Source organism: Streptomyces sp. NPDC088762 (assembly GCF_044750905.1).
Lineage (GTDB): Bacteria > Actinomycetota > Actinomycetes > Streptomycetales > Streptomycetaceae > Streptomyces.
In genome coordinates this window covers 1-24049 of the sequence record NZ_JBIVKT010000018.1, presented here as the reverse complement: position 1 = coordinate 24049, position 24049 = coordinate 1, and the positions used below count along the sequence as shown (strand labels likewise).

Annotated in this window: 20 protein-coding genes and 3 tRNA genes; 11 read left to right on the top strand and 12 right to left on the bottom strand. The window is 73.3% G+C overall.

Annotation, left to right across the window (positions count from 1 at the left end; all coding sequences use genetic code 11):
- Nucleotides 1–3: 3 nt before the first annotated feature.
- From ACIP5M_RS30245 to ACIP5M_RS30235, 3 genes are all read right to left on the bottom strand, one after another.
- On the bottom strand, nucleotides 4–1278 hold the full coding sequence (locus ACIP5M_RS30245; protein ID WP_401202568.1) for an NAD(P)/FAD-dependent oxidoreductase: 1275 nt from the start codon (nucleotides 1276–1278) through the stop codon (nucleotides 4–6).
- 93 nt (nucleotides 1279–1371) lie between these two features.
- Nucleotides 1372–2688, bottom strand: coding sequence for a deoxyguanosinetriphosphate triphosphohydrolase (locus tag ACIP5M_RS30240; protein WP_401202566.1), 1317 nt, complete (start codon nucleotides 2686–2688; stop codon nucleotides 1372–1374).
- 36 nt (nucleotides 2689–2724) lie between these two features.
- The gene (locus ACIP5M_RS30235) at nucleotides 2725–3444 is read right to left on the bottom strand and encodes a sirohydrochlorin chelatase (protein ID WP_401202564.1); all 720 of its coding nucleotides are present in this window, start codon (nucleotides 3442–3444) and stop codon (nucleotides 2725–2727) included.
- Between the two features lie 472 nt (nucleotides 3445–3916).
- Between ACIP5M_RS30235 and ACIP5M_RS30230 the strand changes: the two genes are divergently transcribed.
- The 5 genes from ACIP5M_RS30230 to ACIP5M_RS30210 all read left to right on the top strand — a co-directional run bounded on the left by ACIP5M_RS30230 (nucleotide 3917) and on the right by ACIP5M_RS30210 (nucleotide 9872).
- The gene (locus tag ACIP5M_RS30230; protein ID WP_401202757.1) at nucleotides 3917–4531 is read left to right on the top strand and encodes a vancomycin high temperature exclusion protein; all 615 of its coding nucleotides are present in this window, start codon (nucleotides 3917–3919) and stop codon (nucleotides 4529–4531) included.
- A 77-nt stretch (nucleotides 4532–4608) separates the two neighbouring features.
- Complete coding sequence (locus ACIP5M_RS30225) at nucleotides 4609–5373, top strand: glucose 1-dehydrogenase (protein WP_401202755.1); 765 nt, start codon at nucleotides 4609–4611, stop codon at nucleotides 5371–5373.
- A gap of 333 nt (nucleotides 5374–5706) precedes the next feature.
- Nucleotides 5707–7782, top strand: a complete 2076-nt coding sequence (locus ACIP5M_RS30220) for a molybdopterin oxidoreductase family protein (protein ID WP_401202562.1) — start codon at nucleotides 5707–5709, stop codon at nucleotides 7780–7782.
- A 141-nt stretch (nucleotides 7783–7923) separates the two neighbouring features.
- Nucleotides 7924–8580 carry a DUF6445 family protein gene (locus ACIP5M_RS30215; protein WP_401202560.1) on the top strand — a complete coding sequence of 219 codons (657 nt, stop codon included), beginning with the start codon at nucleotides 7924–7926 and terminating at the stop codon, nucleotides 8578–8580.
- Nucleotides 8581–8858: 278 nt separating this feature from the next.
- Nucleotides 8859–9872 carry an RNA polymerase sigma factor gene (locus ACIP5M_RS30210; protein ID WP_401202753.1) on the top strand — a complete coding sequence of 338 codons (1014 nt, stop codon included), beginning with the start codon at nucleotides 8859–8861 and terminating at the stop codon, nucleotides 9870–9872.
- 128 nt (nucleotides 9873–10000) lie between these two features.
- Here the strand turns inward: ACIP5M_RS30210 and ACIP5M_RS30205 are convergent, their stop codons facing one another.
- The 4 genes from ACIP5M_RS30205 to ACIP5M_RS30190 all read right to left on the bottom strand — a co-directional run bounded on the left by ACIP5M_RS30205 (nucleotide 10001) and on the right by ACIP5M_RS30190 (nucleotide 15758).
- Entirely contained in the window at nucleotides 10001–11923 is a 1923-nt protein-coding gene (locus tag ACIP5M_RS30205; RefSeq protein ID WP_401202558.1) for an ABC transporter ATP-binding protein, read from the bottom strand.
- On the bottom strand, nucleotides 11920–13653 hold the full coding sequence (locus tag ACIP5M_RS30200) for an ABC transporter ATP-binding protein (protein ID WP_401202555.1): 1734 nt from the start codon (nucleotides 13651–13653) through the stop codon (nucleotides 11920–11922). Before ACIP5M_RS30200 ends, ACIP5M_RS30205 begins: the two co-directional genes overlap by 4 nt.
- A gap of 179 nt (nucleotides 13654–13832) precedes the next feature.
- On the bottom strand, nucleotides 13833–15302 hold the full coding sequence (locus tag ACIP5M_RS30195; protein WP_401202553.1) for an FGGY family carbohydrate kinase: 1470 nt from the start codon (nucleotides 15300–15302) through the stop codon (nucleotides 13833–13835).
- A gap of 156 nt (nucleotides 15303–15458) precedes the next feature.
- Nucleotides 15459–15758: a YtxH domain-containing protein gene (locus ACIP5M_RS30190; RefSeq protein WP_401202551.1), complete on the bottom strand. Its 300-nt coding sequence runs from the start codon at nucleotides 15756–15758 to the stop codon at nucleotides 15459–15461.
- 145 nt (nucleotides 15759–15903) lie between these two features.
- Between ACIP5M_RS30190 and ACIP5M_RS30185 the strand changes: the two genes are divergently transcribed.
- From ACIP5M_RS30185 to ACIP5M_RS30175, 3 genes are all read left to right on the top strand, one after another.
- Nucleotides 15904–15976: transfer RNA gene (locus ACIP5M_RS30185), tRNA-Asn, on the top strand.
- Between the two features lie 5 nt (nucleotides 15977–15981).
- Nucleotides 15982–16054 (top strand) — tRNA-Asn (locus ACIP5M_RS30180).
- 181 nt (nucleotides 16055–16235) lie between these two features.
- A tRNA-Ile gene (locus ACIP5M_RS30175) sits at nucleotides 16236–16309 on the top strand.
- Between the two features lie 73 nt (nucleotides 16310–16382).
- On the opposite strand, the gene ACIP5M_RS30170 is transcribed toward ACIP5M_RS30175, so the two are convergent.
- Nucleotides 16383–17540, bottom strand: a complete 1158-nt coding sequence (locus tag ACIP5M_RS30170) for a glutamate--cysteine ligase (RefSeq protein ID WP_401202549.1) — start codon at nucleotides 17538–17540, stop codon at nucleotides 16383–16385.
- Nucleotides 17541–17750: 210 nt separating this feature from the next.
- Between ACIP5M_RS30170 and ACIP5M_RS30165 the strand changes: the two genes are divergently transcribed.
- Nucleotides 17751–19013, top strand: a complete 1263-nt coding sequence (locus ACIP5M_RS30165; protein ID WP_401202547.1) for an MFS transporter — start codon at nucleotides 17751–17753, stop codon at nucleotides 19011–19013.
- Nucleotides 19014–19106: 93 nt separating this feature from the next.
- Here the strand turns inward: ACIP5M_RS30165 and ACIP5M_RS30160 are convergent, their stop codons facing one another.
- Nucleotides 19107–19478, bottom strand: a complete 372-nt coding sequence (locus tag ACIP5M_RS30160) for a cupin domain-containing protein (protein WP_401202545.1) — start codon at nucleotides 19476–19478, stop codon at nucleotides 19107–19109.
- Between the two features lie 48 nt (nucleotides 19479–19526).
- On the opposite strand from ACIP5M_RS30160, the gene ACIP5M_RS30155 reads away from it, so the two are divergent.
- Both ACIP5M_RS30155 and ACIP5M_RS30150 read left to right on the top strand, forming a co-directional pair.
- On the top strand, nucleotides 19527–20360 hold the full coding sequence (locus tag ACIP5M_RS30155) for a helix-turn-helix domain-containing protein (RefSeq protein ID WP_401202543.1): 834 nt from the start codon (nucleotides 19527–19529) through the stop codon (nucleotides 20358–20360).
- A 118-nt stretch (nucleotides 20361–20478) separates the two neighbouring features.
- The gene (locus ACIP5M_RS30150) at nucleotides 20479–21597 is read left to right on the top strand and encodes an esterase-like activity of phytase family protein (protein WP_401202541.1); all 1119 of its coding nucleotides are present in this window, start codon (nucleotides 20479–20481) and stop codon (nucleotides 21595–21597) included.
- On the opposite strand, the gene ACIP5M_RS30145 is transcribed toward ACIP5M_RS30150, so the two are convergent.
- The 3 genes from ACIP5M_RS30145 to ACIP5M_RS30135 form a co-directional block, all read right to left on the bottom strand.
- Nucleotides 21555–22016, bottom strand: a complete 462-nt coding sequence (locus ACIP5M_RS30145; protein ID WP_401202539.1) for a nuclear transport factor 2 family protein — start codon at nucleotides 22014–22016, stop codon at nucleotides 21555–21557. The two genes, ACIP5M_RS30150 and ACIP5M_RS30145, sit on opposite strands and share 43 nt — an antisense overlap.
- Nucleotides 22017–22100: 84 nt before the next feature.
- On the bottom strand, nucleotides 22101–23462 hold the full coding sequence (locus ACIP5M_RS30140; protein WP_401202537.1) for a carboxyl transferase domain-containing protein: 1362 nt from the start codon (nucleotides 23460–23462) through the stop codon (nucleotides 22101–22103).
- Nucleotides 23463–23507: 45 nt separating this feature from the next.
- A complete protein-coding gene (locus ACIP5M_RS30135; RefSeq protein WP_401202535.1) occupies nucleotides 23508–23843 on the bottom strand; it encodes a hypothetical protein in 336 nt (111 codons plus the stop codon).
- Nucleotides 23844–24049: the final 206 nt, after the last annotated feature.

Genomic DNA, 24049 nt, shown 5'->3' with positions numbered 1-24049 from the left:
CCGTCAGGCCCCCTCGGCCGCGACCAGCGACTCAAGCGGAACGGACGGATCCGCGAGGGCCTCGCGGTCCACGGGCGCCTTCGACCTGATCAGGGCCTGGATGTGCTCGGTCACGTCCCAGACGTTCACGTTCATTCCGGCGAGCACCCGCCCGTTCGACAGCCAGAAGGCGATGAACTCCCGCTTGCCCACGTCCCCGCGGATCAGCACCTGGTCGTAGCCGCCGGGCGGCGCGTACCCCGAGTACTCCAGGCCCACGTCGTACTGGTCGGAGAAGAAGTACGGCACCCGGTCGTAGGCGACCTCCTGCCCCAGCATGGCCCGCGCCGCGGCCGGGCCCCCGTTCAGGGCGTTCGCCCAGTGCTCGACCCGCAGCCGGGTGCCCAGCACCGGGTGGTGGGCGGCCGCCACGTCCCCGACCGCGTAGACGTCCGGATCGGACGTGCGCAGCGAGGCGTCCACGGCGATCCCGCCGCCGTGCTCGCGGTCCACCAGCGCCAGCCCCGAGGTCTCGGCGAGCGCCGTACGCGGCGCGGCCCCGATCGCGGCGAGCACCGCGTGCGCCGGATGCTCCTCCCCGTCGTCCGTACGGGCCGCCAGCACCATGCCGTCCTGACCGACGATCTCCGTCAGCCGGGCCCCGAAGTGGAACCGCACCCCGTGGTCGGCGTGCAGGTCCGCGAAGAGCCGGCCGATCTCCGGGCCGAGCACCACGTGCAGCGGGGTGGCCTCCGGCTCGACGACGGTGACCTCGGCGCCGTACCCGCGGGCCGCCGCGGCCACTTCCAGGCCGATCCACCCGGCGCCCGCGATCAGCAGGTGCCCGTTGTCGCGGCCCAGGGTGACCAGCACGTTGCGCAGCCGCTCGGCGTGCGCCAGCCGCCGCAGGTGGTGCACCCCGGCCAGGCCCGTGCCCGGGATGTCCAGGCGGCGCGGCTCGGCACCGGTGGCCAGCAGCAGCTTGTCGTAGTGCAGCGCGGTGCCGTCGCCGAGGACCACCTTCTTGGCGTCCCGGTCCAGCTGGACGGCGGGCTGGCCGAGGTGCAGCTCGATGTCGGAGGCCGCGTACCAGGACGGCTCGTGGACGAAGACGCTGTCACGGTCGTCCTTGCCCGTCAGGTACCCCTTGGAGAGCGGGGGCCGTTCGTAGGGATGGTCGCGCTCGTCGCCGATCAGGATCACCCGCCCCGTGAACCCCTCGGCCCTCAGCGTTTCGGCCGCCTTTGCCCCGGCCAGCCCCGCGCCCACGATGACGAACGTCCGGTGTGCGTCGACCACCTGATGCCTCCTCATAACCTCTCCGCCACATGCGACCACATGCGAGCGTCCCGCACCGAGCCTGCCGCGTGAAGGGGGAGTGGCCCGATCAGCTCACCCTTCGGCGCGTCGGGTGCGCTGTGTGAGGCGCGCGTGCAGGGAGCGGGCAGCTGCGTCCGTGAGGGACGCGATCTGGTCGATGACCGCCCGCTTCCTGGCCTTGTCGTCCGGGGCCGTGTCGAAGATGGCGCGGAACTGCGGGTCCAGGCCCTCGGGGGCGCGGGCGCTGAGGGCCTCGGCGAGTTCGGCCAGGACGATGCGCTGGTCGGCGCGGATCCGCTCCTGCTCGTCGCGCTGCATGACGTACAGGTCGGCCACCGCCTTGAGCACGGCGCACTCGTTGCGCGCCTCGCGCGGGACCACCAGCTCGGCCGCGTACCGGGTCAGTCGGCCGGAGCCGTACGCCTCGCGGGTGGCGCCCTCGGCGGCCAGGCAGAAGCGGCCGATGAGCTGGCTGGTCGCGTCCTTCAGACGGGCCTGGGCTACGGCGGAACCGTCGTACCCGTGCGGCCACCACTCCTGCTCCATCAGCCGGTCCAAGGCCTCGCGGAGCTCCTCCGGGCCGGTGTCGGCAGGCACGTACCGGCCGATGGCCACCCGCCAGATCGCGGCGCGCTCGGGCTCGGCGAAGAGGAGGTTGGGGTCGAGGTGGCCCGCGTGCAGGCCGTCCTCGAAGTCGTGGACGGAATACGCGACGTCGTCGGACCAGTCCATGACCTGGGCCTCGAAGCACTTGCGGTCCGCGGGCGCGCCGAGGCGCAGCCATTCAAAGACCGGCAGGTCGTCCTCGTACGCGCCGAACTTCACCGAATCGGGATCGGTGGGGTGGTTCCCGCGGGCCCACGGGTACTTGGTGGCCGCGTCCAGACAGGCCCGGGTGAGGTTGAGGCCGACGCTGACGAGCTCGCCGCTCGCCGGGTCGGGCACGAACCGCTTGGGCTCCAGACGGGTCAGCAGGCGCAGCGACTGGGCGTTGCCCTCGAAGCCGCCGCAGTCCTTGGCGAACTCGTTGAGCGCCTCCTCGCCGTTGTGGCCGAAGGGCGGGTGGCCCATGTCGTGGGACAGGCAGGCCGCCTCGACGAGGTCGGGGTCGCAGCCGAGCGCGGCGCCGAGCTCCCGGCCGACCTGGGCGCACTCCAGGGAGTGGGTGAGGCGGGTACGGGGACTCGCGTCCCAGTCGTAGGAGCGGGTGCCGGGGGTGACGACCTGGGTCTTGCCGGCGAGGCGGCGCAGCGCGGCGGAGTGCAGGACGCGGGCACGGTCGCGCTGGAAGGCCGTACGGCCCGGCCGTTTGTCGGGCTCGGCGGCCCAGCGCTCGGTGGCCGCGGAGTCGTACAGGGGGTCTGCGGGGGCGTGCGCGGTGCCTTCCATGAAAAGACGGTAACCGGAACCTCTGACACATCGGGATCAGGCGGAGACGAGTTCCGGCCGCGCGGGGTCGCGGAGCGCGGCGAGGGCCTGGTCGTAGCGGTGCAGCAGCAGGCGGGCCAGGGCCGGGTGGCAGCCCAGCGGCGCGGCGGCGGGCCCGGGCGCGGCGGCCGCGCACTGGGCGGCGAACCGGCCGGGCGCGGTGAAGTACGAGGCCACCGCGACCCGGTGGTGGCCGCGCGCGGTCAGGGCGCGGACCGCGTCGGGGACGGTGGGCGCGGCGGCGGAGGCGTAGGCGGGGACCACGGGGACGCCGCCGAGGCGCTCGGAGAGCAGGTCCGCGGTGCGGCGGGTGTCGACGGCGGACTCGGGGTCACGGGAGCCCGCGGCCGCGAGCACGACGGCCGAACCGGCGCTCCAGCCGGCCTCCACGAGGCGTTCGCGGAGGGCCTCCACGAGCAGGGGATGCGGGCCGAGCGGGGCGGCGACGGTGGTGTGCAGGTGGGCCGCGCGGGCGGCGGAGGCGGGCAGGTCGCGCTTGACGTGGTAGCCGCGGCCGAGGAGCAGCGGGACGAGGACGGCCTCGCCGCGCAGCTCCCGCAGGACCTCGTCGAGCGGGGGCTCGCTCAGCTCTATGTGGCCGAGCCGGACGGGGAGGCGGGGGCGGAGTTCGCGGACGACGTCGAGGAGCGCGCGGGCGGTGTGCGCGGCGCGCGGGTCGCGGCTGCCGTGCGCGACGGCGACGAGGGTGGGCTGCATGGGCGGACTCCGGGTCGGCACAGGCCGTCCAGCTGGGTGCCCAGTTGGACGGTGATGCGGCTGAGCAGTTCGACCGCGCTGTCGAAGGGGAGGGCGGGGGACTCGGGAGGGTGCACCGGCTCCGTCATGGACCGATCCTGCGCGCCGGAGGTTGCCGGGGCGTTGCGCCGGGGTGACGGGTGTTTTCCGGCTGCTCACTCGCTCATTCGTACGGGTGAAAGGAGGGGAGGGGGGAACTGCGGGGCCGTGTCGGGTCGTCAGTCCGTGCGAATGATGTGTCGGTCGTGGAGCGCGAAGCACGCAGCGTGTGGCGCGCGGGGGATGGGGAGCGGTCATGGAGATGCCGGGCTGGGTGCGGTCGGTGGCGGGGCGGTGGCGGGGGCTGCCGTGGGGCGTGCGGGGGGTCCGGCGGGCTCGGGGAGTGCGGGGGTCTGGGGGTGTGCGAGGCCGGCGGCGGGCCGTGCAGGTCGTGATGGCCGGCTGCGTGCTGGCGCTGCTGCCCTCGGCGTGGACGCACGCGGCGGCCGCGGACCGGCTGCGGTCGACGGCCGACGCACCCGCCACCGGGGTGGCCGTGGTGTTCGGGGCGGGCCTGTGGAACGGCCGGCCCACCCCCTACCTGGCGGGCCGGCTCGACGCCGCAGCCGAGCTGTACCGCACGGGCAAGGTCAAGGTCGTGCTGGTCACCGGCGACAACAGCCGCACCGAGTACGACGAGCCCGACGCGATGCGCACGTACCTGACGGCGCACGGGGTGCCGGAGGCGCGGATCGTCGCCGACTACGCCGGCTTCGACACCTGGGACTCGTGCGTACGGGCCAAGGAGATATTCGGGGTCGAACGGGCCGTGCTGATCAGCCAGGGCTTCCACATACGCAGGGCCGTCGCCCTGTGCCAGGCGGCGGGCGTGGACTCGTACGGGGTCGGGGTGCCCGACGAGCACGACACGACCTGGTACTACGGCGGGACCCGGGAGGTCTTCGCGGCCGGCAAGGCGGCGCTGGACGCGGCCTTCAAGCCCGAACCGCGCTTCCTGGGACCGAAGGAACCGGGGGTGTCGCAGGCCCTGGGCGCTCTGGCAGACTGACGCGGCAGTCGGCCTATGCCGATTAGTCATATGCCGACCTGTCCTATCGGTACGAGCGTCAGAGGTGAACCGTGGCTGTGGTGGATCTGAGCGGCAAGGTCGTCGTCATCACCGGAGGGGCCCGCGGTCTGGGTGCGGCGGCAGCCCAGGCCGTCGTGGACGGCGGCGGCAAGGTGCTGATCACGGACATCCTGGAGGCGGAGGGCGCCGAGACGGCCGCCAAGCTCGGTGACGCGGCCCGCTTCCTGCGGCACGACGTGACGAGCGAGGCCGACTGGCAGGCGGCGCTGGAGTACGCGGTCGCCGAGTTCGGCCGCTTGGACGGCCTGGTGAACAACGCCGGCATAGCCACCGGCCAGTTCCTGGAGCACGAGAGCGTCGAGCACTTCCGCCAGGTCGTGGAGATCAACCTGGTCGGCGTGTTCATCGGCATCAAGGCGGCGATCCCGCTGCTCCGGGCGAACGGCGGCGGCTCCATCGTCAACATCTCCTCCGCCGCAGGCCTGACCGGCCTCGCGCTCACCGCCGGCTACGGCGCGTCCAAGTGGGGCGTGCGCGGCCTGTCGAAGATCGGCGCGGTCGAGCTCGCGGAGGCGAAGATCCGCGTCAACTCCGTCCACCCCGGCATGACGCTGACCCCGATGACCGCCCCCATCGGCATCCAGCCGGGGGAGGGCAACTACGCCGGCGCCCCGCTCGGCCGTGTCGGAGTGCCCGAGGAGATAGCCGCCGCGATCGCGTTCCTCCTCTCGGACGCCGCCGGCTACATGACCGGCGCCGAACTGGCGGTCGACGGCGGCTGGACCGCGGGCCTGACGGTGAAGTACCTGACGGGCCAGTGAACCCATCCCCGCTTCCGGGCCGGTACCCGCAGGTTTCGACGGGGCCGGGTGTGTGCCGGGGCGCCCCCGCAGGGCGCCGAACACACCCCCCCTCCGCTCTCCGACCCCTGGAAACGTTCGGCGCCCGAGGAGGTGCCCCGGCACACACCCGGCCCCGGCGGAGCCGGCCCGTCACCGGCCCGACCCCGCCACGACCCGCCCGCTTACCGGCCCGGAAGGGCGGGGCTGGGCGCCTGGGCTCACCGCCGGCGCCGGGCGGCGCTGAGGCAGAGCACCCGGACTTGTAACGCGGGGCGGCGGCCGGCGTAACACCGCCGACCCACGCTGGACCGTATGCACACCTCGGACTCCGCCACCGCCACGCACTGCCCGTACTGCGCGCTGCAGTGCGGGATGAACCTCCGGCCCGAGCCGGGCGGGGTGGGCGTGGCGGTGGAGGAGCGTGCGGACTTTCCCGTCAACCGGGGCGCGCTGTGCGGCAAGGGCCGCACCGCCCCCGCCGTGCTCTCCTCCCGGGTACGCCTGACCGAGCCGCTCGTCCGCACCCACGCCGGGACGCTCGAACCGGCCACCTGGGAGGAGGCCCTCGACGCCGTGGCCGCAGGCCTAGCCCGTACCGCCGGCGCGCACGGCGCGGACGCCGTCGGAGTCTTCGGCGGCGGCGGGCTCACCAACGAGAAGGCCTACGCACTGGGCAAGTTCGCCCGCGTCGCCCTGCGCACCTCGCAGATCGACTACAACGGCCGCTTCTGCATGTCCTCGGCCGCCGCCGCGCACCAGCGGGCCTTCGGGCTCGACCGGGGTCTGCCCTTCCCGCTGGAGGACATCCCCCGCACCGGCTGCGTGATCCTCGTCGGCTCCAACCTCGCCGAGACCATGCCGCCCGCCCTGCGCTACCTCACCGAGCTCAAGGCCAACGGCGGCACCCTGATCGTCATCGACCCGCGCCGCACCCGCACCGCCGACCAGGCCGACCTGCACCTCGCCCCGCGCCCCGGCACCGACCTCGCCCTCGCCCTCGGCCTGCTGCACCTGGTGGTCGCCGAGGGCCGTACCGACGAGGAGTTCATCGCCGAGCGGACCACCGGCTGGGAGGAGGCCCGGGCGGCCGCCATGGCGCACTGGCCGGAGCTGGTGGAGCGCATCACCGGCGTGTCCGTGCCCAAACTCCGCCAGGCCGTCGAGATGTTCTGCGCCCCGGAATCCGCCATGGTCCTCACCGCCCGCGGCCCCGAGCAGCAGTCCAAGGGCACCGACACCGTCGGCGCCTGGATCAACCTCTGCCTGGCCACCGGCCGGGCCGGCCGCCCGCTCTCCGGCTACGGCTGCCTCACCGGCCAGGGCAACGGCCAGGGCGGCCGCGAGCACGGCCAGAAGGCCGACCAGCTCCCCGGCTACCGCAAGCTCACCGACCCGGCGGCCCGCGCACACGTCGCCGAGGTGTGGGGCGTCGACCCCGACACCCTCCCCGGCCCGGGCCGCAGCGCGTACGAACTCCTCGACGCCCTCGGCACGGACGTGAAGGCCCTCCTCCTCATGGGCTCCAACCCGGTGGTCTCCGCCCCCCGCGCCGCCCACGTCGAGGACCGCATCCGTTCCCTGGACTTCCTCGCCGTGGCCGACGTCGTCCTCTCCGAGACCGCGGCCCTCGCGGACGTGGTCCTGCCCGTCACCCAGTGGGCGGAGGAAACCGGCACCACCACCAACCTGGAGGGCCGCGTCCTGCTGCGCAGGCAGGCACTCACCCCGCCCCCGGGAGTCCGCACCGACCTGGAGGTCCTGCACGGCCTCGCCGCCCGGCTCGGCGTGGAGAAGGGTTTCCCCACCGCCCCCGAGGAGGTCTTCGAGGAACTGCGCCGCGCCTCGGCCGGCGGCCCCGCCGACTACTCCGGCATCTCCTACTCCCGCATCGAGGCCGAGCAGGGGGTCTTCTGGCCCTGCCCCCAGGACTCGCCGGGGCAGCCGCGCCTCTTCCTCGACCGTTTCGCCACCGACGACGGCCGGGCCCGCTTCGTCCCCGTCTCGCACCGCGAGGCCGCCGAGGTCCCCGACGCGGAGTACCCGATCCTGCTCACCACCGGCCGCGTGGTCTCCCAGTACCAGTCCGGCGCCCAGACCCGCCGCGTGGACGAGCTCAACGAGGCCGCCCCCGGCCCCTTCGTGGAACTCCACCCCCGCCTCGCCGCCCGCATCGGCGCGGTCGACGGCAGCCCGCTCGCGGTGACCTCCCGCCGCGGCCGGGCGGTGGCTCCGGCCCGGATCACCGACGCCATCCGCGCGGACACGGTCTTCATGCCGTTCCACTGGCCGGGCGAGGGCCGCGCCAACTCCCTGACCAACCCGGCGCTGGACCCGGTTTCCCGGATGCCGGAGTTCAAGGTCTGCGCGGTCCGCGTCGAGCCGGCGTAGCGGCGCCCCGCACCATGTCGAGCCGGCGCAGCGCGCCCCGCGCCGCGCCGAGCCGGCGTAGCGGCCCCGCACCATTTCTTGCCGCAGACTTGGCCGCCGCTTTGGCGAGGGGACCACACACCGCGAACTAGCGTTCCCGCCATGCCCCTACGCCCCCTCCCGTACCGCAAGCCGACCCGCGGCCGCGACTACTGGGTCCTGGACGACGTCCTGCCGGATGTGGACTCCGTACGGGCCCGCTGCCTGGCGAAGGACGACTGGGTCCAGGGCGCGCCGCACAAGCCCGAGCCCTGGCCGGGCCTGCGCGCCATGCCCGCGCTGGAACCCGCCGAACTGGCCCGCGTGGAACGGCTCGTGCGCCAGGCCACCGGCGCGCCGCGGATCTGGGCCGAGGAACCGGCCGGCTCCGGCACCTTCAACCACAACTGTGTCCAGGTCGTCGGCGAGGACGAGTGCGAGCCGCGCCCGCACACCGACTCCCGCACCCTGTGCCGCTACGCCGCCGTGCTCTACCTCAGCCCGGACACCCCCGAGGACTGCGGCACCAGCTTCTACCGCCAGAACCTGCCGGGCGGCACCCTCGGCGGCAACCAGGTCCTCGCCCCGCACAACAACCTGGTCGACGCCCTCGGCACCCGCTTCGTCCCCCCGGACTCCTTCACCGAGGACGTCCGCGTCCCCCACCGCTACAACCGCCTGCTCCTCTACTCCGCCAACCTCATCCACAGCGCGACGGGTTACTGCGGTACGACGCTCGAGGACAAGCGGATGACGGCCGTCTTCTTCTGGATGGCCTGACCTCCTCCGGACGGCCGGCGAAGGCCCGTTCCGTGTTCGTACACGGAACCGGCCTTCTCGGACATGCGTCCGGTCCGCATCGGGATTCCCGCCGGGGGGTAACCATCCCGTCACGCACCGAGTGCAGAAAATGCCCGCACGCCCCTCGTGGCAGCGATGTGTCGTACCCCACACTGAGTTGCGGTGCCTGAGTCCTCGGACCCCTGGAGGTCGCCCCCGTGCAGACCCAGACCCAGCCCCTGACCGTGACCGATCAGTCCGAGCGCGAGGCCGAGGCCATGGACGACGAGCCAGAGCCCCTCGAGCTGACCGAGCCGGTCCCGACACAGCGCGGACGCAGCGGCGGCAGTGGCAGCAGCGGCGACCGTGCGGGCGGAGCGGGTCCTTCCGCCGATCTGTTCCGGCAGTACCTGCGCGAGATAGGCAGGATCCCGCTGCTCACCGCCGCCGAGGAGGTCGAGCTCGCGCGGCGCGTCGAAGCCGGCCTGTTCGCCGAGGAGAAGCTCGCCGGCACCCCGGACCTCGACTCCCGGCTCGCCGTGGACCTCGACCGGCTCGTCGTCATGGGCCGCATGGCCAAGCGCCGCCTCATCGAGTCCAACCTGCGGCTCGTGGTCTCCGTCGCGAAGCGCTACGTGGGCCGCGGGCTCACCATGCTCGACCTCGTGCAGGAGGGGAACCTCGGGCTCATCCGGGCCGTTGAGAAGTTCGACTACGCCCGCGGCTACAAGTTCTCCACCTACGCCACCTGGTGGATCCGGCAGGCCATGTCCCGGGCCCTCGCCGACCAGGCCCGGACCATCCGCGTGCCCGTCCACGTCGTGGAGCTGATCAACCGCGTCGTGCGCGTCCAGCGCCGCATGCTGCAGGAGCGCGGGTACGAGCCCACCGCCGAAGAGGTCGCCGTCCACCTGGAACTGACTCCCGAGCGGGTCATGGAGGTGCTCCGCCTCGCCCAGGAGCCGGTCTCCCTGCACGCTCCGGTCGGCGAGGAGGACGACGTCGCGCTCGGCGACCTCATAGAGGACGGCGACGCCGCCTCGCCCGTGGAGTCCGCCGCCTTCTTCCTGCTGCGCGAACACCTCGAAGCGGTGCTGTCCACGCTCGGCGAGCGCGAGCGGAAGGTCGTCCAGCTGCGGTACGGGCTCGACGACGGGCGCCCCCGCACCCTGGAGGAGATCGGCCGGATCTTCGGCGTCACGCGCGAACGGATCCGCCAGATCGAGTCCAAGACCCTCAACAAACTGCGCGACCACGCCTTCGCCGACCAGCTGAGGGGCTACCTGGACTGAGCGGACCCCGGCGGAGCGGCGGGCCGACGGCACGGGGGCACGGGGACACAGGGACACAGGGACACAGGGACACGGGGACACGGGAAAGGGGCGCCCCGAAGGACGCCCCCACCCGGCCCGCCCCGAGGTCAGTCGACCTCGGCGACCGCCTGCGCGAACTGCGCCGCGTACAGCCGCGCGTACGCGCCGCCCGCGTCCAGCAGCTCCTCGTGCGTGCCCTGTTCCACGATCGAGCCGCTCTCCATCACCAGGATCACGTCCGCGTCGCGGATCGTCGACAGCCGGTGCGCGATCACGAAGGACGTACGGCCGTGCGCCAGGCGCGCCATAGCCTTCTGGATCAGCACCTCGGTCCGGGTGTCCACCGAGCTCGTCGCCTCGTCGAGCACCAGGATCACCGGGTCCGACAGGAACGCCCGGGCGATGGTGATCAGCTGCTTCTCGCCGGCGCTGACGCCCGCGCCCTCGTCGTCCAGCACGGTGTCGTAGCCGTCCGGCAGGGTGCGGATGAACCGGTCGGCGTGCGCCGCCCGCGCGGCCTCCTCGATCTCGGCGCGCGTGACCTCGCGCGAAGCCCCGTACGCGATGTTCTCGGCGATGGTCCCGCCGAACAGCCAGGTGTCCTGGAGCACCATGCCGATCCCGCCGCGCAGTTCCTCGCGGGTCATCTTCGCGATGTCCACGCCGTCGAGGGCGATCTCCCCGCCCGTGACCTCGTAGAACCGCATCAGCAGGTTCACGAGCGTGGTCTTGCCGGCGCCCGTCGGGCCGACGATCGCGACCGTCTGGCCGGGCTCCACGCTCAGCGAGAGGTTCTCGATCAGCGGCTTGTCCGGCTCGTAGCGGAACGCCACCTTGTCGAGGGTGACCTGCCCGCGCAGGGTCTCCGGGCGATCCGGAACCTCGGCGTCCGGCTCCTGTTCCGCCGCGTCCAGCAGCTCGTACACCCGCTCCGCCGAAGCGACCCCGGACTGCACCAGGTTCGCCATCGAGGCGACCTGTGTCAGCGGCATCGAGAACTGCCGCGAGTACTGGATGAAGGCCTGCACGTCACCGATCGACAGGGTGCCCGAGGCGACCCGGAGCCCGCCGACGACCGCGATCAGCACGTAGTTGATGTTCGAGATGAAGAACATCACCGGCTGCATGATGCCGCTGACCAGCTGCGCCTTGAACGAGGCCCGGTACAGCGCCTCGTTCTGCTCGGCGAAGACGGCCGCGGACTCCTTCTGCCGGCCGAAGACCTTGACCAGGTTGTGGCCCGAGTACATCTCCTCGATGTGCGCGTTCAGCGCGCCGGTGGTCTTCCACTGCGCCACGAACTGCGGCTGCGACTTCTTGCCGATCTTCGCCGCGACGAAGATCGAGAGCGGTACGGTCAGCAGCGCCACCAGCGCGAGCAGCGGCGAGATCCAGAACATCATCGCCAGCACGCCGACGATGGTCAGCAGCGAATTCATCAGCTGCCCCATCGTCTGCTGGAGCGTCTGGCCGATGTTGTCGATGTCGTTCGTCGCCCGGCTCAGCACCTCGCCGCGCTTCTGCTGGTCGAAGTACGACAGCGGCAGCCGCGACAGCTTCCCCTGGAGCTCCTCGCGCATCCGGTACACGGTGCCGTTCATAATGTGGTTCGACAGGCGCGTCGCAACCAGCATCAGCAGGCCGGCCATCGTGAAGACCACCAGAGCCCAGACCGCCACGACCCCGACGGCACCGAAGTCGATGCCCTCGCCGGGGGTGAAGTCCGTGCCGGACAGCATGTCCGCCATACCGCCGTGGCCCTCGGCGCGCATGCCGTCCAGCGCCTGCTGCTTCGTCAGGCCCGCCGGCATCTCCCGGCCGACGATCCCCGCGAAGACCAGGTCGGTGGCCTCGCCGAGGATCTTCGGCCCGACGACCGCGCAGCCGACGGAGCCGACCACGGCCAGGACCATGCCCCAGATCTTGGCCCGGTCGTGGGCGAGCTGACGCAGCAGCCGCTTGCCCGAGCCCTTGAAGTCCAGGGACCGCTGGGCCGGTCCCATCATCATCCGTCCTCCGGGCCCGCTCATGCGGCCTCCGCCTCCGTCAGCTGGGAGAGCACGATCTCCCGGTAGGTCTCATTGCCGGCCATCAGCTCGTGGTGGCGTCCCTCGCCGACCACCTGGCCCTCGTCGAGGACGATGATCCGGTCGGCGTCGCGGATCGTGGAGACCCGCTGGGCGACGATCACCACGGTCGCGTCCTCGGTCTCGCGGGCGAGCGCCGCGCGCAGCGCCGCGTCCGTCGCGTAGTCCAGGGCCGAGAAGGAGTCGTCGAAGAGGTAGATCTCCGGGCGCTGCACCAGGGTGCGGGCGATCGCGAGCCGCTGGCGCTGGCCGCCGGAGACGTTCGTACCGCCCTGGGTGATGGGGGCCTCCAGGCCGCCCTCCAGCTCGGACACGAAGTCCTTGGCCTGGGCCACCTCCAGGGCCCGCCACAGCTCCTCGTCGGTCGCGTCGGGGCGCCCGTAGCGGAGGTTGGAGGCGACGGTTCCGGAGAAGAGGTACGGCTTTTGCGGGACCATGCCGACCGTCTTGGCCAGCAGTTCCGGCTCGAGCCGGCGTACGTCCTCCCCGTCGACCAGCACCTCGCCGCCGGTCGCGTCGAACAGCCGGGGCACCAGGCCCAGCAGGGTGGACTTGCCGCTGCCGGTGGAGCCGATGACCGCCGTGGTCTCGCCGGGCCGGGCCACCAGGTCCACGCCGCGCAGCACCGGGGCCTCGGCGCCCGGGTAGCGGAAGTCGGCGCCGCGCAGCTCCAGTACGCCGCTCTGCAGGAGCTTGCGCACCGGGTCGGTGGGCGGCACCACGCTGGACTCGGTGTCCAGGACCTCCTGGATGCGCTCGGCGCAGACCTCGGCGCGCGGCACCATCATGAACATGAAGGTGGCCATCATCACGGACATGACGATCTGCATCAGGTAGGCGAGGAAGGCCGTCAGCTGGCCGATCTCCATGCCCCCGCTGTCGATGCGCATCGCGCCGAACCAGATGACGGCGACGCTGGAGATGTTCACGACCACGATGACGGCGGGGAACATCAGCGCGAGGAGCTTGCCGGCGGCCAGCGAGACACCGGTGAGGTCCTGGTTGGCCTCCCGGAACCGGTCCTTCTCGTAGTCGTCGCGGACGAAGGCGCGGATCACCCGGTTGCCGGTGATCTGCTCGCGCAGGACCCGGTTCACGGTGTCCAGCCGCTCCTGCATCTGGCGGAACAGCGGGCGCGTCTTGAGCACGATCGCCCCGACCGACAGGCCGAGTACGGGGACGACGGCCAGCAGCACGCCCGACAGCTTCACGTCGAGCGACAGGGCCATGGCTATGCCGCCGACGCACATGATCGGCGCCGAGACCATCAGCGTGAAGGTCATCAGCACCAGCATCTGGACCTGCTGGACGTCGTTCGTCGTACGGGTGATCAGGGACGGGGCGCCGAACTGGCCGAGCTCCCGCGCGGAGAAGCTCTGCACCCGGTCGAAGACGGCGGCGCGGACGTCCCGGCCGAAGGCCGCCGCGGTGCGGGCGCCGTAGTAGACGGCCCCGACGTTGCAGACGAGCTGGACGAGCGAGACGCCGAGCATCAGCGCGCCGAAGCGCAGGATGTAGCCGGTGTCCCCGTTGACGACACCGTTGTCAATGATGTCCGCGTTGAGCGTGGGCAGGTAGAGGCTCGCACTGGTCTGCAGCAGTTGGAGCAGGACCAGCAGGGCGATGGGTTTCCGGTACGGACCCAGATGGGTCCGCAGAAGTCGTATGAGCACGCGCAGGCTCCGGTCGGCAAGATCGAGGGGGTTCACCCCATCTTCGGCCAACCGGCGGCCCGATCCCCACCGGTTTTCGCAAAGCCCGGTCAAAAGGAGTAGACCGCCCTACGCCTCCGGTCCCGGGAATGCCCGGCTCGAACGCTCCCACGCCCGGCCAGAACGCTCCCGCGCCCCGGCTAGAACGCTCCCGCGCCCGGCTGGAACGCCCCGGGGTGGATCTGCTCCCGCGTCGCGATGTACTGCTGGCGCACCGCCTGCCAGGCCGGGAACTCCTCGCCCGGCTCGAACACCTGCGCGGCGGGGGCCGGCCACACCGGCGGGGTGTGCGGGGCCAGCGTGCCCTGCGCCACACCGAGCGCCCACGCCGCCTGGCGCGCCGCGCCCAGCGCCGCGTAGTCGGCCGGCGCCGGTACGACGACCTGCGTCCCGAACAGCCCGGGAGCCGCGGCCTGCACGGCGGGCAGCTCGGCCGCCGCGCCCAGCAGGAACACCCGGCGGATCTCGGCCCCGCGCGTGCGCACCACGTCCAGCGCGTCCACCAGCCCGCACAGCATGCCCTCGAAGGCGGCCCGCGCCAGGTGCTCCGGCTTCATCGAGTCCCGGCGCAGCCCGGCCAGGGTCCCGGCGGTGTGCGGCAGGTTGGGCGTCCGCTCACCCTCCAGGTACGGGAGCAGTACGAGGCCGTGCGCGCCCGGGGTCGACTTCAGCGCGAGTTCGGACAGCCCCTCCAGATCGGTGCCCAGCAGCTCGGCGGTACCGCGCAGGGCCCGTACGGCATTGGAGGTGTTCACCACCGGCAGGTGCATGCCCGTGGCGTCGGCCAGGGAGGTGATCAGGCCGCCCGGCTCCGACAGGGCCTCGTGGTGCACCGCCATCACCGATCCGGAGGCGCCCAGCGAGACCACCGCGTCACCGGGACCGAGCCCCAGGCCGAGCGCGGCGGCCATCGTCTCGCCGGTGCCGGCGGATATGAGCAGCCCCTCGGGCGTGGTCCCGGCGGCGTCGGCCGGACCGAGCACCTCGGGCAGCAGCGCCCGGTGACCCAGGGCGAGCTCGACCAGGTCGGGCCGCCAGGAACCGGTGGCCGTCGACCAGTACCCGGTGCCGGAGGCGCCGCCGCGATCCGTGGTCCGGCGGGCGGGCCGGCCCAGCAGCTGCCAGACCAGCCAGTCGTGCGGGGACATCAGCACGGCCACCCGACGGGCCGCCTCGGGCTCGCTACGGGCCAGCCAGGCCAGTTTCGCCAGCGGCTGCGCGGCGTGCGGGACGGAACCCACCGCCTCGACCCACGCCTGCCGGCCGCCGAGGCCGTCGACGAGGTCGGCGGCGGCCACCTGCCCTCGCTTGTCGTTGCCGACCAGGGCCGGGCGCACGAGCCCGCCCTGCGCGTCGAGCGGCAGCAGGCCGTGCTGCTGCGCGGAGACGCCGATGGCCTGGACCCCCTCGAGGAGCCCGCCGCCGGCGGCCTCGCCGAGCGAGAGCAGCCAGGCCTGCGGATCGGTCTCGTGGGGATTCGCGCCGTCCGGTTCCCCGGCGGGCTGTGGATGGGGTGCGTACCCCTGGCGCAGCACGGCACCGGTCTCGGTGTCGCAGACGACGATGCGTGTGAACGCGGAAGAGCTGTCCAGCCCGGCGACTATCCCCATGCGGAGAATTCTGCCGCACGCCGCCCCGGTCTCGACCGGCGCGGAGCCTCCGGGACCACACCGGTCCCGGAGGCCACGGGAGCCTCATGCGCCGCGGGCGCCCCCGGTGTCCTGGAACACCACGGATCCCGCGCTGCCCGGGCGCGAAGCCGGCCGTCAGGTGTTGCTGGTGCCCCACTCGTCCTCGGAGCCGCCTCCCCGGCCGCGCAGTCCGCGCACCCGCCCGGCCAGTCCGGCCGGTACGGCGTCGCCGACCTTGTCGCTCACCGCGGCGAAGGCCTTCCCCGCGAACTCGCGCCCGGTCTGCCCGGCCGCCTCGGCGGCATTGCGCACCGCGGGGTTCTGCGCGAGCTGCCGCGCGGATTTCTTCAGCTCCTCGTACCGCTCCCGTCCGGCCCGGGTCCCGAGCACGTACCCGAGGGCCAGTCCGACCACGAACGTGACCTTGTACCGCATGCCTGTCACCCTTCGTCGTGTGGTGCCCGGCCCGCTGTCGATACCGATTGGCGGAGCACCCCCCTGCTTGCGCTAATCTATGACTCGCAGCGGGCGCTCGCCCCCCGGCAAGGCCGGAGGTGGGCTGTTCGATGCACCGCAGCAATCCCCTGTAGCTCAATTGGCAGAGCAGCCGGCTGTTAACCGGCAGGTTACTGGTTCGAGTCCAGTCGGGGGAGCGCGATCCCCTGTAGCTCAATTGGCAGAGCATTCGGCTGTTAACCGGAGGGTTGCTGGTTCGAGTCCAGCCGGGGGAGCAAGGAAGAAGAGGGCCCTCCGGGTCCTCTTCTTTTTTGCCCTGGCCGGGAACCGGGCAGCCCTCAGCGCGGTCTCTCTGAACAGGCGAAGCCGATCATGCGAGGCATCCGAGGCAGGAGATCGTATGAGCGGCTATGCTGCGGCAGACGGCGCGCACACGTGTACGCGCCACGCCGTGAAGGGGCGGTAGCTCAGCCGGTTAGAGCAGCGGACTCATAATCCGTCGGCCGTGGGTTCGAGTCCCACCCGCCCCACCGCAAGCCGCAGGTGCAGAAACGATTGCACCTGCGGCTTTGGTGTGTCGGCGGGGATGTGCCGGTGCCGCGGTCAGAAGTTCTCCGTTTCGTCCGCCAGGTGGCGCAGTACGTCGGTCAGGTCCTGGCGGCGGGCGTAGGCCGCGCGTTGGCGGTGGGCGCCTGAGCCGTCGCGGAGGAGGCCGGCCATGGTCTTGGCGGCGTGGTCGAGGTCGCCGGAGGCGGCCAGTTCCGGAGCGACCAGGTCCAGCAGGGCCTCCGCGAGGTCGGCCGCCGGGAGTTCGGCGCCCGTGTACGGGTCCAGGCCGAAGCCCTCGAGGCCGTCGTGGGCCGCCCGCCAGCGCGCGAGGCGCAGGACGTCGTCCCGCAGGGCCGGCTCGGGGCGCTGCTCCGCGTTTTCGCGCAGCGCCGTGGACACCAGGGCCCGGGCCAGTTCCGCCTGGAGGATGGCCGTGTCGATGTCCGGGGACATGTCGGGCGCCCGGATCTCGAGCGTGGGCCAGTTCCCGGACGGGCGGAGGTCCCAGTAGACCATCTTGGTGTCCAGGGCGGCTCCGGAGCCGAGCAGGGTCTGCACCGAGCGCCGGAAGTGTGCCGTGGACGTGAAGTGCGGGGGCAGGCCCGCCGAGGGCCAGCCCGACCAGGCCATCGCCCGCCAGCTGGCGTGGCCGGTGTCACGGCCGCCCCAGAACGGCGAGTTGGCGGCCAGCGCGATCAGCGTGGGCAGCCATGGCCTGAACCGGTTGGAGACGGACACGGCCGTGTCCACGTCGAGGGTGCCCACGTGGATGTGGCGGCCGCAGCTCACCAGGGTGTCGGTGAGCGCGCCGAAGCGGCGGTGCTGTTCGCGCTGGCGCGGTTCGTCGTCGGTCAGGTGCAGCGGCCCTTCCACGGCCAAGACCGGCGAGGGGGCGGCCAGCAGGCGGCAGCCGTGGGCGCGGGCGGCCCGCCCGAGGGCGCGCCGCCGGGCGGCGAGTTCCTCGCGCAGCGAAGCCGCCGAGTGGGCGATCGGGGTGGAGATCTCCACCTGGTAGCGGGTGCCTTCGGCATGCAGCTCACCCGGCAGCCCGCCCGCCGTGGCGAGGACGAGCGGGGCGGCGGGGACCACCCGGAAGGTGCGGGCGTCGACGAGCAGGAACTCCTCCTCGACACCGATGGTGAGGGGGACGGTGGAGCGCACCGTGTTCTGTGTGGTGCCGGTGCTCGTGGTGCTGTTGCCAGGTTCGATCACTGCGCCTCCCTGGACATACGAGTCTTTTCATCATGAGCTGAACGGGTGGCGGCAGCGCACGCCGATTCGGTCAAATGTCCGGTGATAGTGGCGGGTTACCGGCAAATTCCGCCCACGGCGGGACCTCGGGGCACTGTGGGGCGAACGGGGCGGGTGAGAGCAGGCGCGGACGCTTCCCGGGCGCAGGCCGGCCGGCGGTTACCATCCCGTGTGACTCGTACGACCGCGCCCGCCCCGGCCAGACGGCGCATATTCGCCGACCTCACCCCTCTGCGCACGTCGCCGGACTACCGGCGGCTGTGGGTCGGCGGCACCATCTCCTGGCTCGGCCAGGCGATGACGGCCCTCGCGATCTCGCTCCAGGTCTACGACATCACCCGCTCCAGCTTCTCCGTCGGACTCGTGGGGCTCTTCACGCTGGTCCCGCTCGTCGCCTTCGGGCTCTACGGCGGTGCCATCGCCGACACCGTCGACCGGCGCAAGCTCGGCCTGCACAGCTCACTGGCCGCCGCCGGGCTGTCCGCGGCGCTGGCCGCGGCCGCACTGCTCGACTACCACCGGGTCTGGTTCCTGTACGCCGTCGTCGCGCTCCAAGCGGTGTGCGGGGCGCTGACCGGACCGGCCCGGTCCGCCATGATCCCGAGGCTGCTGCCGGCCGATCAGCTGCCCGCCGCCAACGCCCTGAACTCCGTGACGATGACCTCCGGGATGATGGCCGGCCCGATGCTGGGCGGGCTGATCGTCGGCTGGTGGGGCTACCAGGCCGCGTACCTGATCGACGCCGTGACCTTCGGCGCCGCCCTCTACGCGATGTGGCGGCTGCCGTCGATGAAGCCGGACCGCGCCGAGGGGACGCGGGGCAGGGCCTCCGTGGTCGACGGCCTGCGCTTCCTGGGGACCCGGCCCAACATCCGGATGACCTTCTTCTCCGACCTGTCCGCCATGGTCCTGGCCCATCCGCGGGCACTGTTCCCGGCCATCGCCGGGCTCTGGTTCGGCGGCGACGCCAAGACCGTGGGCCTGCTGGCGGCCGCGCCCGCCGTCGGGGCGCTGCTGGGCGGGCTGTTCTCCGGCTGGCAGGGCCGCATCCGGCGGCACGGGCTGGCGATCCTGCTCGCCGTGGCCGCCTGGGGGCTGGCCGTCGCCGTCTTCGGGCTCACCCGGAACCTGTGGCTGGGGCTGCTCTTCCTGGCCGTGGCCGGGTGCGCGGACACCGTCTCGATGGTGTTCCGGACCACCATGCTCCAGGCGGCCACTCCCGACGAGATGCGCGGCCGCCTCCAGGGCGTCTTCATCGTGGTCGTCGCGGGCGGCCCCCGGCTCGGCGATTTCCTCGCCGGCACCGTCGCGGACCTGACCTCCCCGGCCGTGGCGATCACGGGCGGGGGCCTCGCGTGCGTCCTCGTACTGGGCGTGCTCGCGCTCCGCTGGCGCGGCTTCGCCCGCTACGACGCGCACGCGCCGCAGGCCTGACGGCGCGGGCGGGCGGCCGGGCCGCCGGGCCGCCGGGCCCCCCGGCCCCCCCCGCCGTCTCCACCGCCGACCCGGGGGCTTCCGTCGGGGGTGTCAGGCGTCCACCGGCTCCCGGGTGCGTTCGCCGCCCGCGGTCCCGGTGTTGACGGTGCCCGTCGGCTCGAACAGCAGGATCGCCGCCTCCTCGTCCGCCGCCGGGCAGTGCTCCACCCCGCGCGGGACGACGTACAGCTCCCCGGGCCCGAGGACCACGTCCCCGTCGCGGAGCCGGATCGTCAGGGTGCCGCTGATCACGAGGAAGAGCTCGTCGGTGTCCTCGTGGGTGTGCCAGACGAACTCGCCCTGGACTTTGGCGGCCTTGACCTCGTAGTCGTTGACGCGGGCGATGCGGCGCGGGGCCCACTGCTCGTCGAAGGCGGACAGCGTCCGCGCGATGTTCACGGGGGTCTTCGGTGTCATGGTCATGGGTGCAGGCTGCCCGGCCGGGAGCGGGCGGTCTTGTACGTTCCTGACATGGCCGCGATACGTCCGCGCAGCACCGTTTCCGCCTGGCAGCCGCCGGTCCCGGGGATCGCCGAGGTCTTCCACGCCCGGTTCACGGACCACGCCTACCCGGCGCACGTGCACGACACCTGGGCGCTGATGATCCTGGACGGCGGCCGGGTCGACTTCGCGCTGGACCGCGAGCGGCACGGCGCCGGGGTGCGGGACTGCGTGGTCCTGCTGCCGCCCGGGGTGGCGCACGACGGGCGGACCGTCACCGAGTCCGGCTTCCGCAAGCGCGTCCTCTACCTCGACACCTCCGTCCTTCCGGAAAGCCTGACCGGGGCCGCCGTGGGCGCCCCGCTGCTGCCCGACCCGGTGCTGTGGGAACGCGTGCACGGCCTGCACCGGGCGCTCGGCGCGCGGGGGCTGCCGGCCGGGGCGGTCGAGCGGCTGGAGGCCGAGTCGCGGCTGGCCCTCGTACGGGAACGGCTGCACCGGTGGCTCGCCGGGCGCGCGCCGGCGGCGTACGGGGCGCGGGGCGCCGGGCTCGCCGTACGGCTGCGCGAGCTGCTCGACGCACGGCCGGCCGAGGGCATCGGGCTCGAGGAGGCGGCGGCGGAGCTGGGGCACGTCCACCCCACGCACATGATCCGGAGCTTCCGGGCGGCGTACGGGCTGCCGCCGCACGCGTACCTCACCGGGCGGCGGGTGGCGTCGGCGCGGCGGCTGCTGCTGGCCGGGATGCGGCCGGCCGAGGCGGCCGTGGCGGCGGGCTTCTACGACCAGGCGCATCTGGCGCGGCACTTCGGGAGGCACGTGGGGATCAGTCCGGGGCGGTTCGCCCGGTCCGGCCGGGCGTGAAGGGGAGTTGGCCGGTCTGTGGCGATCGTGTTGCGTACCCTTCCTCTTTCCTTCGATTCGGCATAGGACAGTTCGGAAGTCGGATTGTTTGTGTCCGCCGAATCAGGAGGAAGGCTCCGTGCGCCTTCGTACGCTCGCCACCACCGCGGCAGCCGCCGCCGCGCTCTCCGGCATGCTCGTGCCGCCCGCCGTCGCGGCCCCGGAGGAGGACCGGTCCTGCTCGCCGTACCTCTTCGTCGCGGGCTACTCCGACGCGCTCGACAAGACCACGCTCGACGGGCGCCTCGTCGGCGGCATCTCCGGGCTCGCGGTCGACGGCAAGGACGGCACGGTCACCGGGATCTCCGACAAGTCGGCTCTGTACTCGCTGACGGTCGCCCGCGGGGACACCCCGACCGCCCGGGCCACGGCGCGACTCCCGCTGACGGACGGTGCCGGGAAGGCAGTCGACTCGGAGGGGATCGTCGTCGACCGCGACGGGACCTACCTGATCACCGACGAGTTCGCGCCCGCCATCCGGCGCTACAGCCGGACCGGGGAGGTGTTGGGCACGCTGCCGGTCCCGGACGCCTTCCGGCCGGCACCGCAGGGGCGGGCAACCGCGAACCAGACCTTCGAGTCGCTGACGCTGCTCCCCGGAGGGCGCACGCTGGTCGCGGGCGTCGAGGGGGCGCTGGCCGGCGACGGGAAGGACGCGCAGGGGCGGACCCTCCAGCGGATCCAGACCTGGGAGCGGCGCGTGGACGGGGAGTTCACACTGGGACGGCAGTACGCGTATCCCGTGGAACCGGGGCACGGCCTCGTGGAGCTCGCGCCGACCCGTGACGGCAGGTTGATCGTGCTGGAGCGGGGCTTCACCCAGCAGTTCGTGATCACCGTACGGCTGTACGTCGCCGATCCGCTGGGCGCGACGGACACCTCAGCCTTGGAGACCCTGGCAGAGGGGCCGCGGCTGCGGGTGGCGCGCAAGACGGTGCTCGGGGACTTCGACGACTGCCCGTCGCTGGGGGCGCCGTCGCGGCTGCCGCAGAACCACCCGCTGGTCGACAACATCGAGGGCATGGCGGTGACCGACTACGACGGCTTCGGGCGGGTGCGGCTGCTCCTGGTCAGTGACGACAACGAACTGGCGCAGCAGGTGACGCGGCTGTACCGGATGGACGTCCGGCTTCCGGCGAGGCACCCCCGGGCACCTCACGCCCGGCAGGCCCGGGCGATCGCCCCGGTGTCCCAGTAGAAGGGGCGGACCTCGGCGATCCGGCCGTCCCTGACGGTGATCGTCTGGAGGACCGGGAAGGACAGGCGCGCACCGGTGGCGCGAGCCCGGGCATGGACCTGCGTGTGCACCACGGCGGTGGCGCCGGTGGCGAGGAACTCCTGCCCCTCGATGTCGAAGGACTCCCACACCTCGCTCATCTTCAGGAAGAAGCGCTCCATCCCCGCGTGGCCGCGCCAGGTTCCGCCGTAGGGCAGGCCGTCGGCCTGGTGCAGTACGACGTCCGGTGCGAAGAAGGGGGCGAGCAGGTCGAAGGAGGCCGCGCCGGGGCCTCCGGCCGCCAGGTAGGCGGACTCGGCTGCGTACATGCGGCTGAGGAGGGTGGTCGTGTCCGTGGGGGAGGTCGGGGAGGTCGGGGAGGTCCTTGAGGGTGTCGGCATGCGACAAGAGTGGAGGGCAGGGACCGATCGGTCCGGCAGGAATCCGACGCCGAGGTGGGGAGCCGCCGTCATCCCCTCCGGCGGTCACTCCTGAGGCAGGGGCCCGGCCGGTCCCACGATGCCGCGGGCCACGCCCAGGGCGACCAGGTCCTGGGGGCGGATGCGGAGTTGGTCGGCGGTGGCGGGAGCGGCCGTCGGGGGGCGTTTGAGGATGGCGGCCGCCAGTTCCGGGGCGATGACCGAGAAATAGCTGTCCGGGGTGACCCAGGTGTTGCCCGGCGCGGCCAGGGCGAGGGCGCCGCCCGAACCGCCCTCGCCGATCAGCAGGGTGGTGACGGGGACGCCGGCTCCGGCCAGCGCCGCGAAGGTGTCCGCGATGGCGGCGCCGGCGCCGGCGTGTTCGGCGGCGGCGTCGTTGGCCGCGCCGGGGGTGTCCACCAGGGTGAGCACCGGGATGCCGAGCCGGTCGGCGAGGCGGATGACGCGGGCGGCCGTACGGTACCCCGCCGGGCGGGTGGCGGTGCCGCCCTGGGCGGCGTACGCCACGGCCCGGCCCTCGCGCAGCCCGAATCCGCACAGCATGCCGGGGTCGGTGCCGCCGGCCCGGTCCCCGGAGAGGGGGAGGCGGAGGGTGAAGTACGCGTCCAGGTACGCCTCGGCGTGCGGGCGGTCCGGATGACGGGCCTGCCGGACGGCGTCCCAGCCGGTTGCGGGCGCCGCTACGTCGGCCAGCGCGGCCGGGGGTTCGACCGCCCCGGCGGCGCGGGGCGCGGCCAGGACCCGGAGCCAGTCGGCGAGCGTGCCGGGCAGGTCGGCCGGGGGGACGACGGCGTCCACGTGCCCGGCGGCGTACTGCCCCTCGGCGCAGTACGCCGCCGGGTCCGCGTCCGCCGGGCGCACCCGGGAGCCGGCGAAGCCGACCTGGGCCCCGGGCAGCGCGAGGACCACATCCGCGCCCGCCCCGAGCGTGGCCCAGCCGCCGCCGGTGGTCGGGTCGCGCAGGACGGCGATCTGGGGGAGACCGGCGGCCCGGGTCAGGACGCTCTGGCGTGCCACGCGTTGGAGCTGCGTCAGCGCGAGCATGCCCTCCTGCATGCGGGAGCCGCCGGTGGCGATCAGGGAGACGAGGGGGAGCCGGTGCTGGCGGGCGTAGCTGTAGGCGGCTTCGAGCCGGTCTCCGGTGTGCTGGCCCAGTGAGCCGCCGAGGAAGCCGAACTCGAAGGAGATCACGGTGGCTTCGCGGCCGCCGATGAGGGCGGTGCCGGTGACGACGGACTCCCGCTCGCCGGTCCGCTGCGCGGCGCGGGCGCGGGAGTCGTCGTAGCCGGTCCAGGCCAGGGGGCCGTCGGCGGGTGACTCCCTTCGGGGGGCGGGGAGTTCGGCGAAGCTGCCGGGGTCGGTCACGGAGGCGATGGCTGCGCGGGCCGAGAGGCGGGTCGTCGTCACGCAGCCACCCTAGGGGGTGTCTTACGGATCAGGCCGGGCGCGGGCTCAGGGGAGCGGGAGGGCGATCTTGACGGCGTAGGCGGCGACCAGCCCGTAGCCGAGGCGGAAGGTCCACACCCGGGCGGTGTCGGAGATCCGGCTGCCGGCGAGCGCGGCGAGGGCGACGAGGGTCTGCTGCCAGAGGAGCGAGGCGGTGCCGACGCCGAGGAGGAAGGCGGCTCCGGCTGCGCCGGTTCGGAGGGTGGCGCCCTGGGCGGTGGTGAGGGCGGCGAAGTAGAGCGCGGTGGTGGGGTTCAGGGCGGTGAGCCCGACGTAACGGGCGAAGGCCCGGCCGGGACCCCCCGCCGTGCGGCTCCGCCCCGGACCCCGCGCCTCGGTCACCGACGGGGCTGGGATGGGCTGCCCTGCCTCGGGGTTGGGCGGGGTTGGGTGGGCGGGGTGTGGGTCGGGGTGGTGAGCCGGGCCGGCCGGGGCCGGGGGGGGGGGGGGGGCGGGGCGGGGGGGGGGGGGGGGGCCGCGCGGGGGGGCGCCGGGCCGCGCCCGGGGCCGCCGCCGGCGGGGCCCCCCCCCCGGGGCCGCCCGCCCGC

Coding starts and splice junctions, on each gene's coding strand:
- ACIP5M_RS30240 (WP_401202566.1), bottom strand. CDS start 2,688: ATGGAAGGCACCGCGCACGCCCCCGCAGACCCCCTGTACGACTCCGCG.
- ACIP5M_RS30235 (WP_401202564.1), bottom strand. CDS start 3,444: ATGCAGCCCACCCTCGTCGCCGTCGCGCACGGCAGCCGCGACCCGCGC.
- ACIP5M_RS30230 (WP_401202757.1), top strand. CDS start 3,917: ATGGCCGGCTGCGTGCTGGCGCTGCTGCCCTCGGCGTGGACGCACGCG.
- ACIP5M_RS30220 (WP_401202562.1), top strand. CDS start 5,707: ATGCACACCTCGGACTCCGCCACCGCCACGCACTGCCCGTACTGCGCG.
- ACIP5M_RS30215 (WP_401202560.1), top strand. CDS start 7,924: ATGCCCCTACGCCCCCTCCCGTACCGCAAGCCGACCCGCGGCCGCGAC.
- ACIP5M_RS30210 (WP_401202753.1), top strand. CDS start 8,859: ATGGACGACGAGCCAGAGCCCCTCGAGCTGACCGAGCCGGTCCCGACA.
- ACIP5M_RS30205 (WP_401202558.1), bottom strand. CDS start 11,923: ATGAGCGGGCCCGGAGGACGGATGATGATGGGACCGGCCCAGCGGTCC.
- ACIP5M_RS30195 (WP_401202553.1), bottom strand. CDS start 15,302: ATGGGGATAGTCGCCGGGCTGGACAGCTCTTCCGCGTTCACACGCATC.
- ACIP5M_RS30190 (WP_401202551.1), bottom strand. CDS start 15,758: ATGCGGTACAAGGTCACGTTCGTGGTCGGACTGGCCCTCGGGTACGTG.
- ACIP5M_RS30160 (WP_401202545.1), bottom strand. CDS start 19,478: ATGACCATGACACCGAAGACCCCCGTGAACATCGCGCGGACGCTGTCC.
- ACIP5M_RS30155 (WP_401202543.1), top strand. CDS start 19,527: ATGGCCGCGATACGTCCGCGCAGCACCGTTTCCGCCTGGCAGCCGCCG.
- ACIP5M_RS30145 (WP_401202539.1), bottom strand. CDS start 22,016: ATGCCGACACCCTCAAGGACCTCCCCGACCTCCCCGACCTCCCCCACG.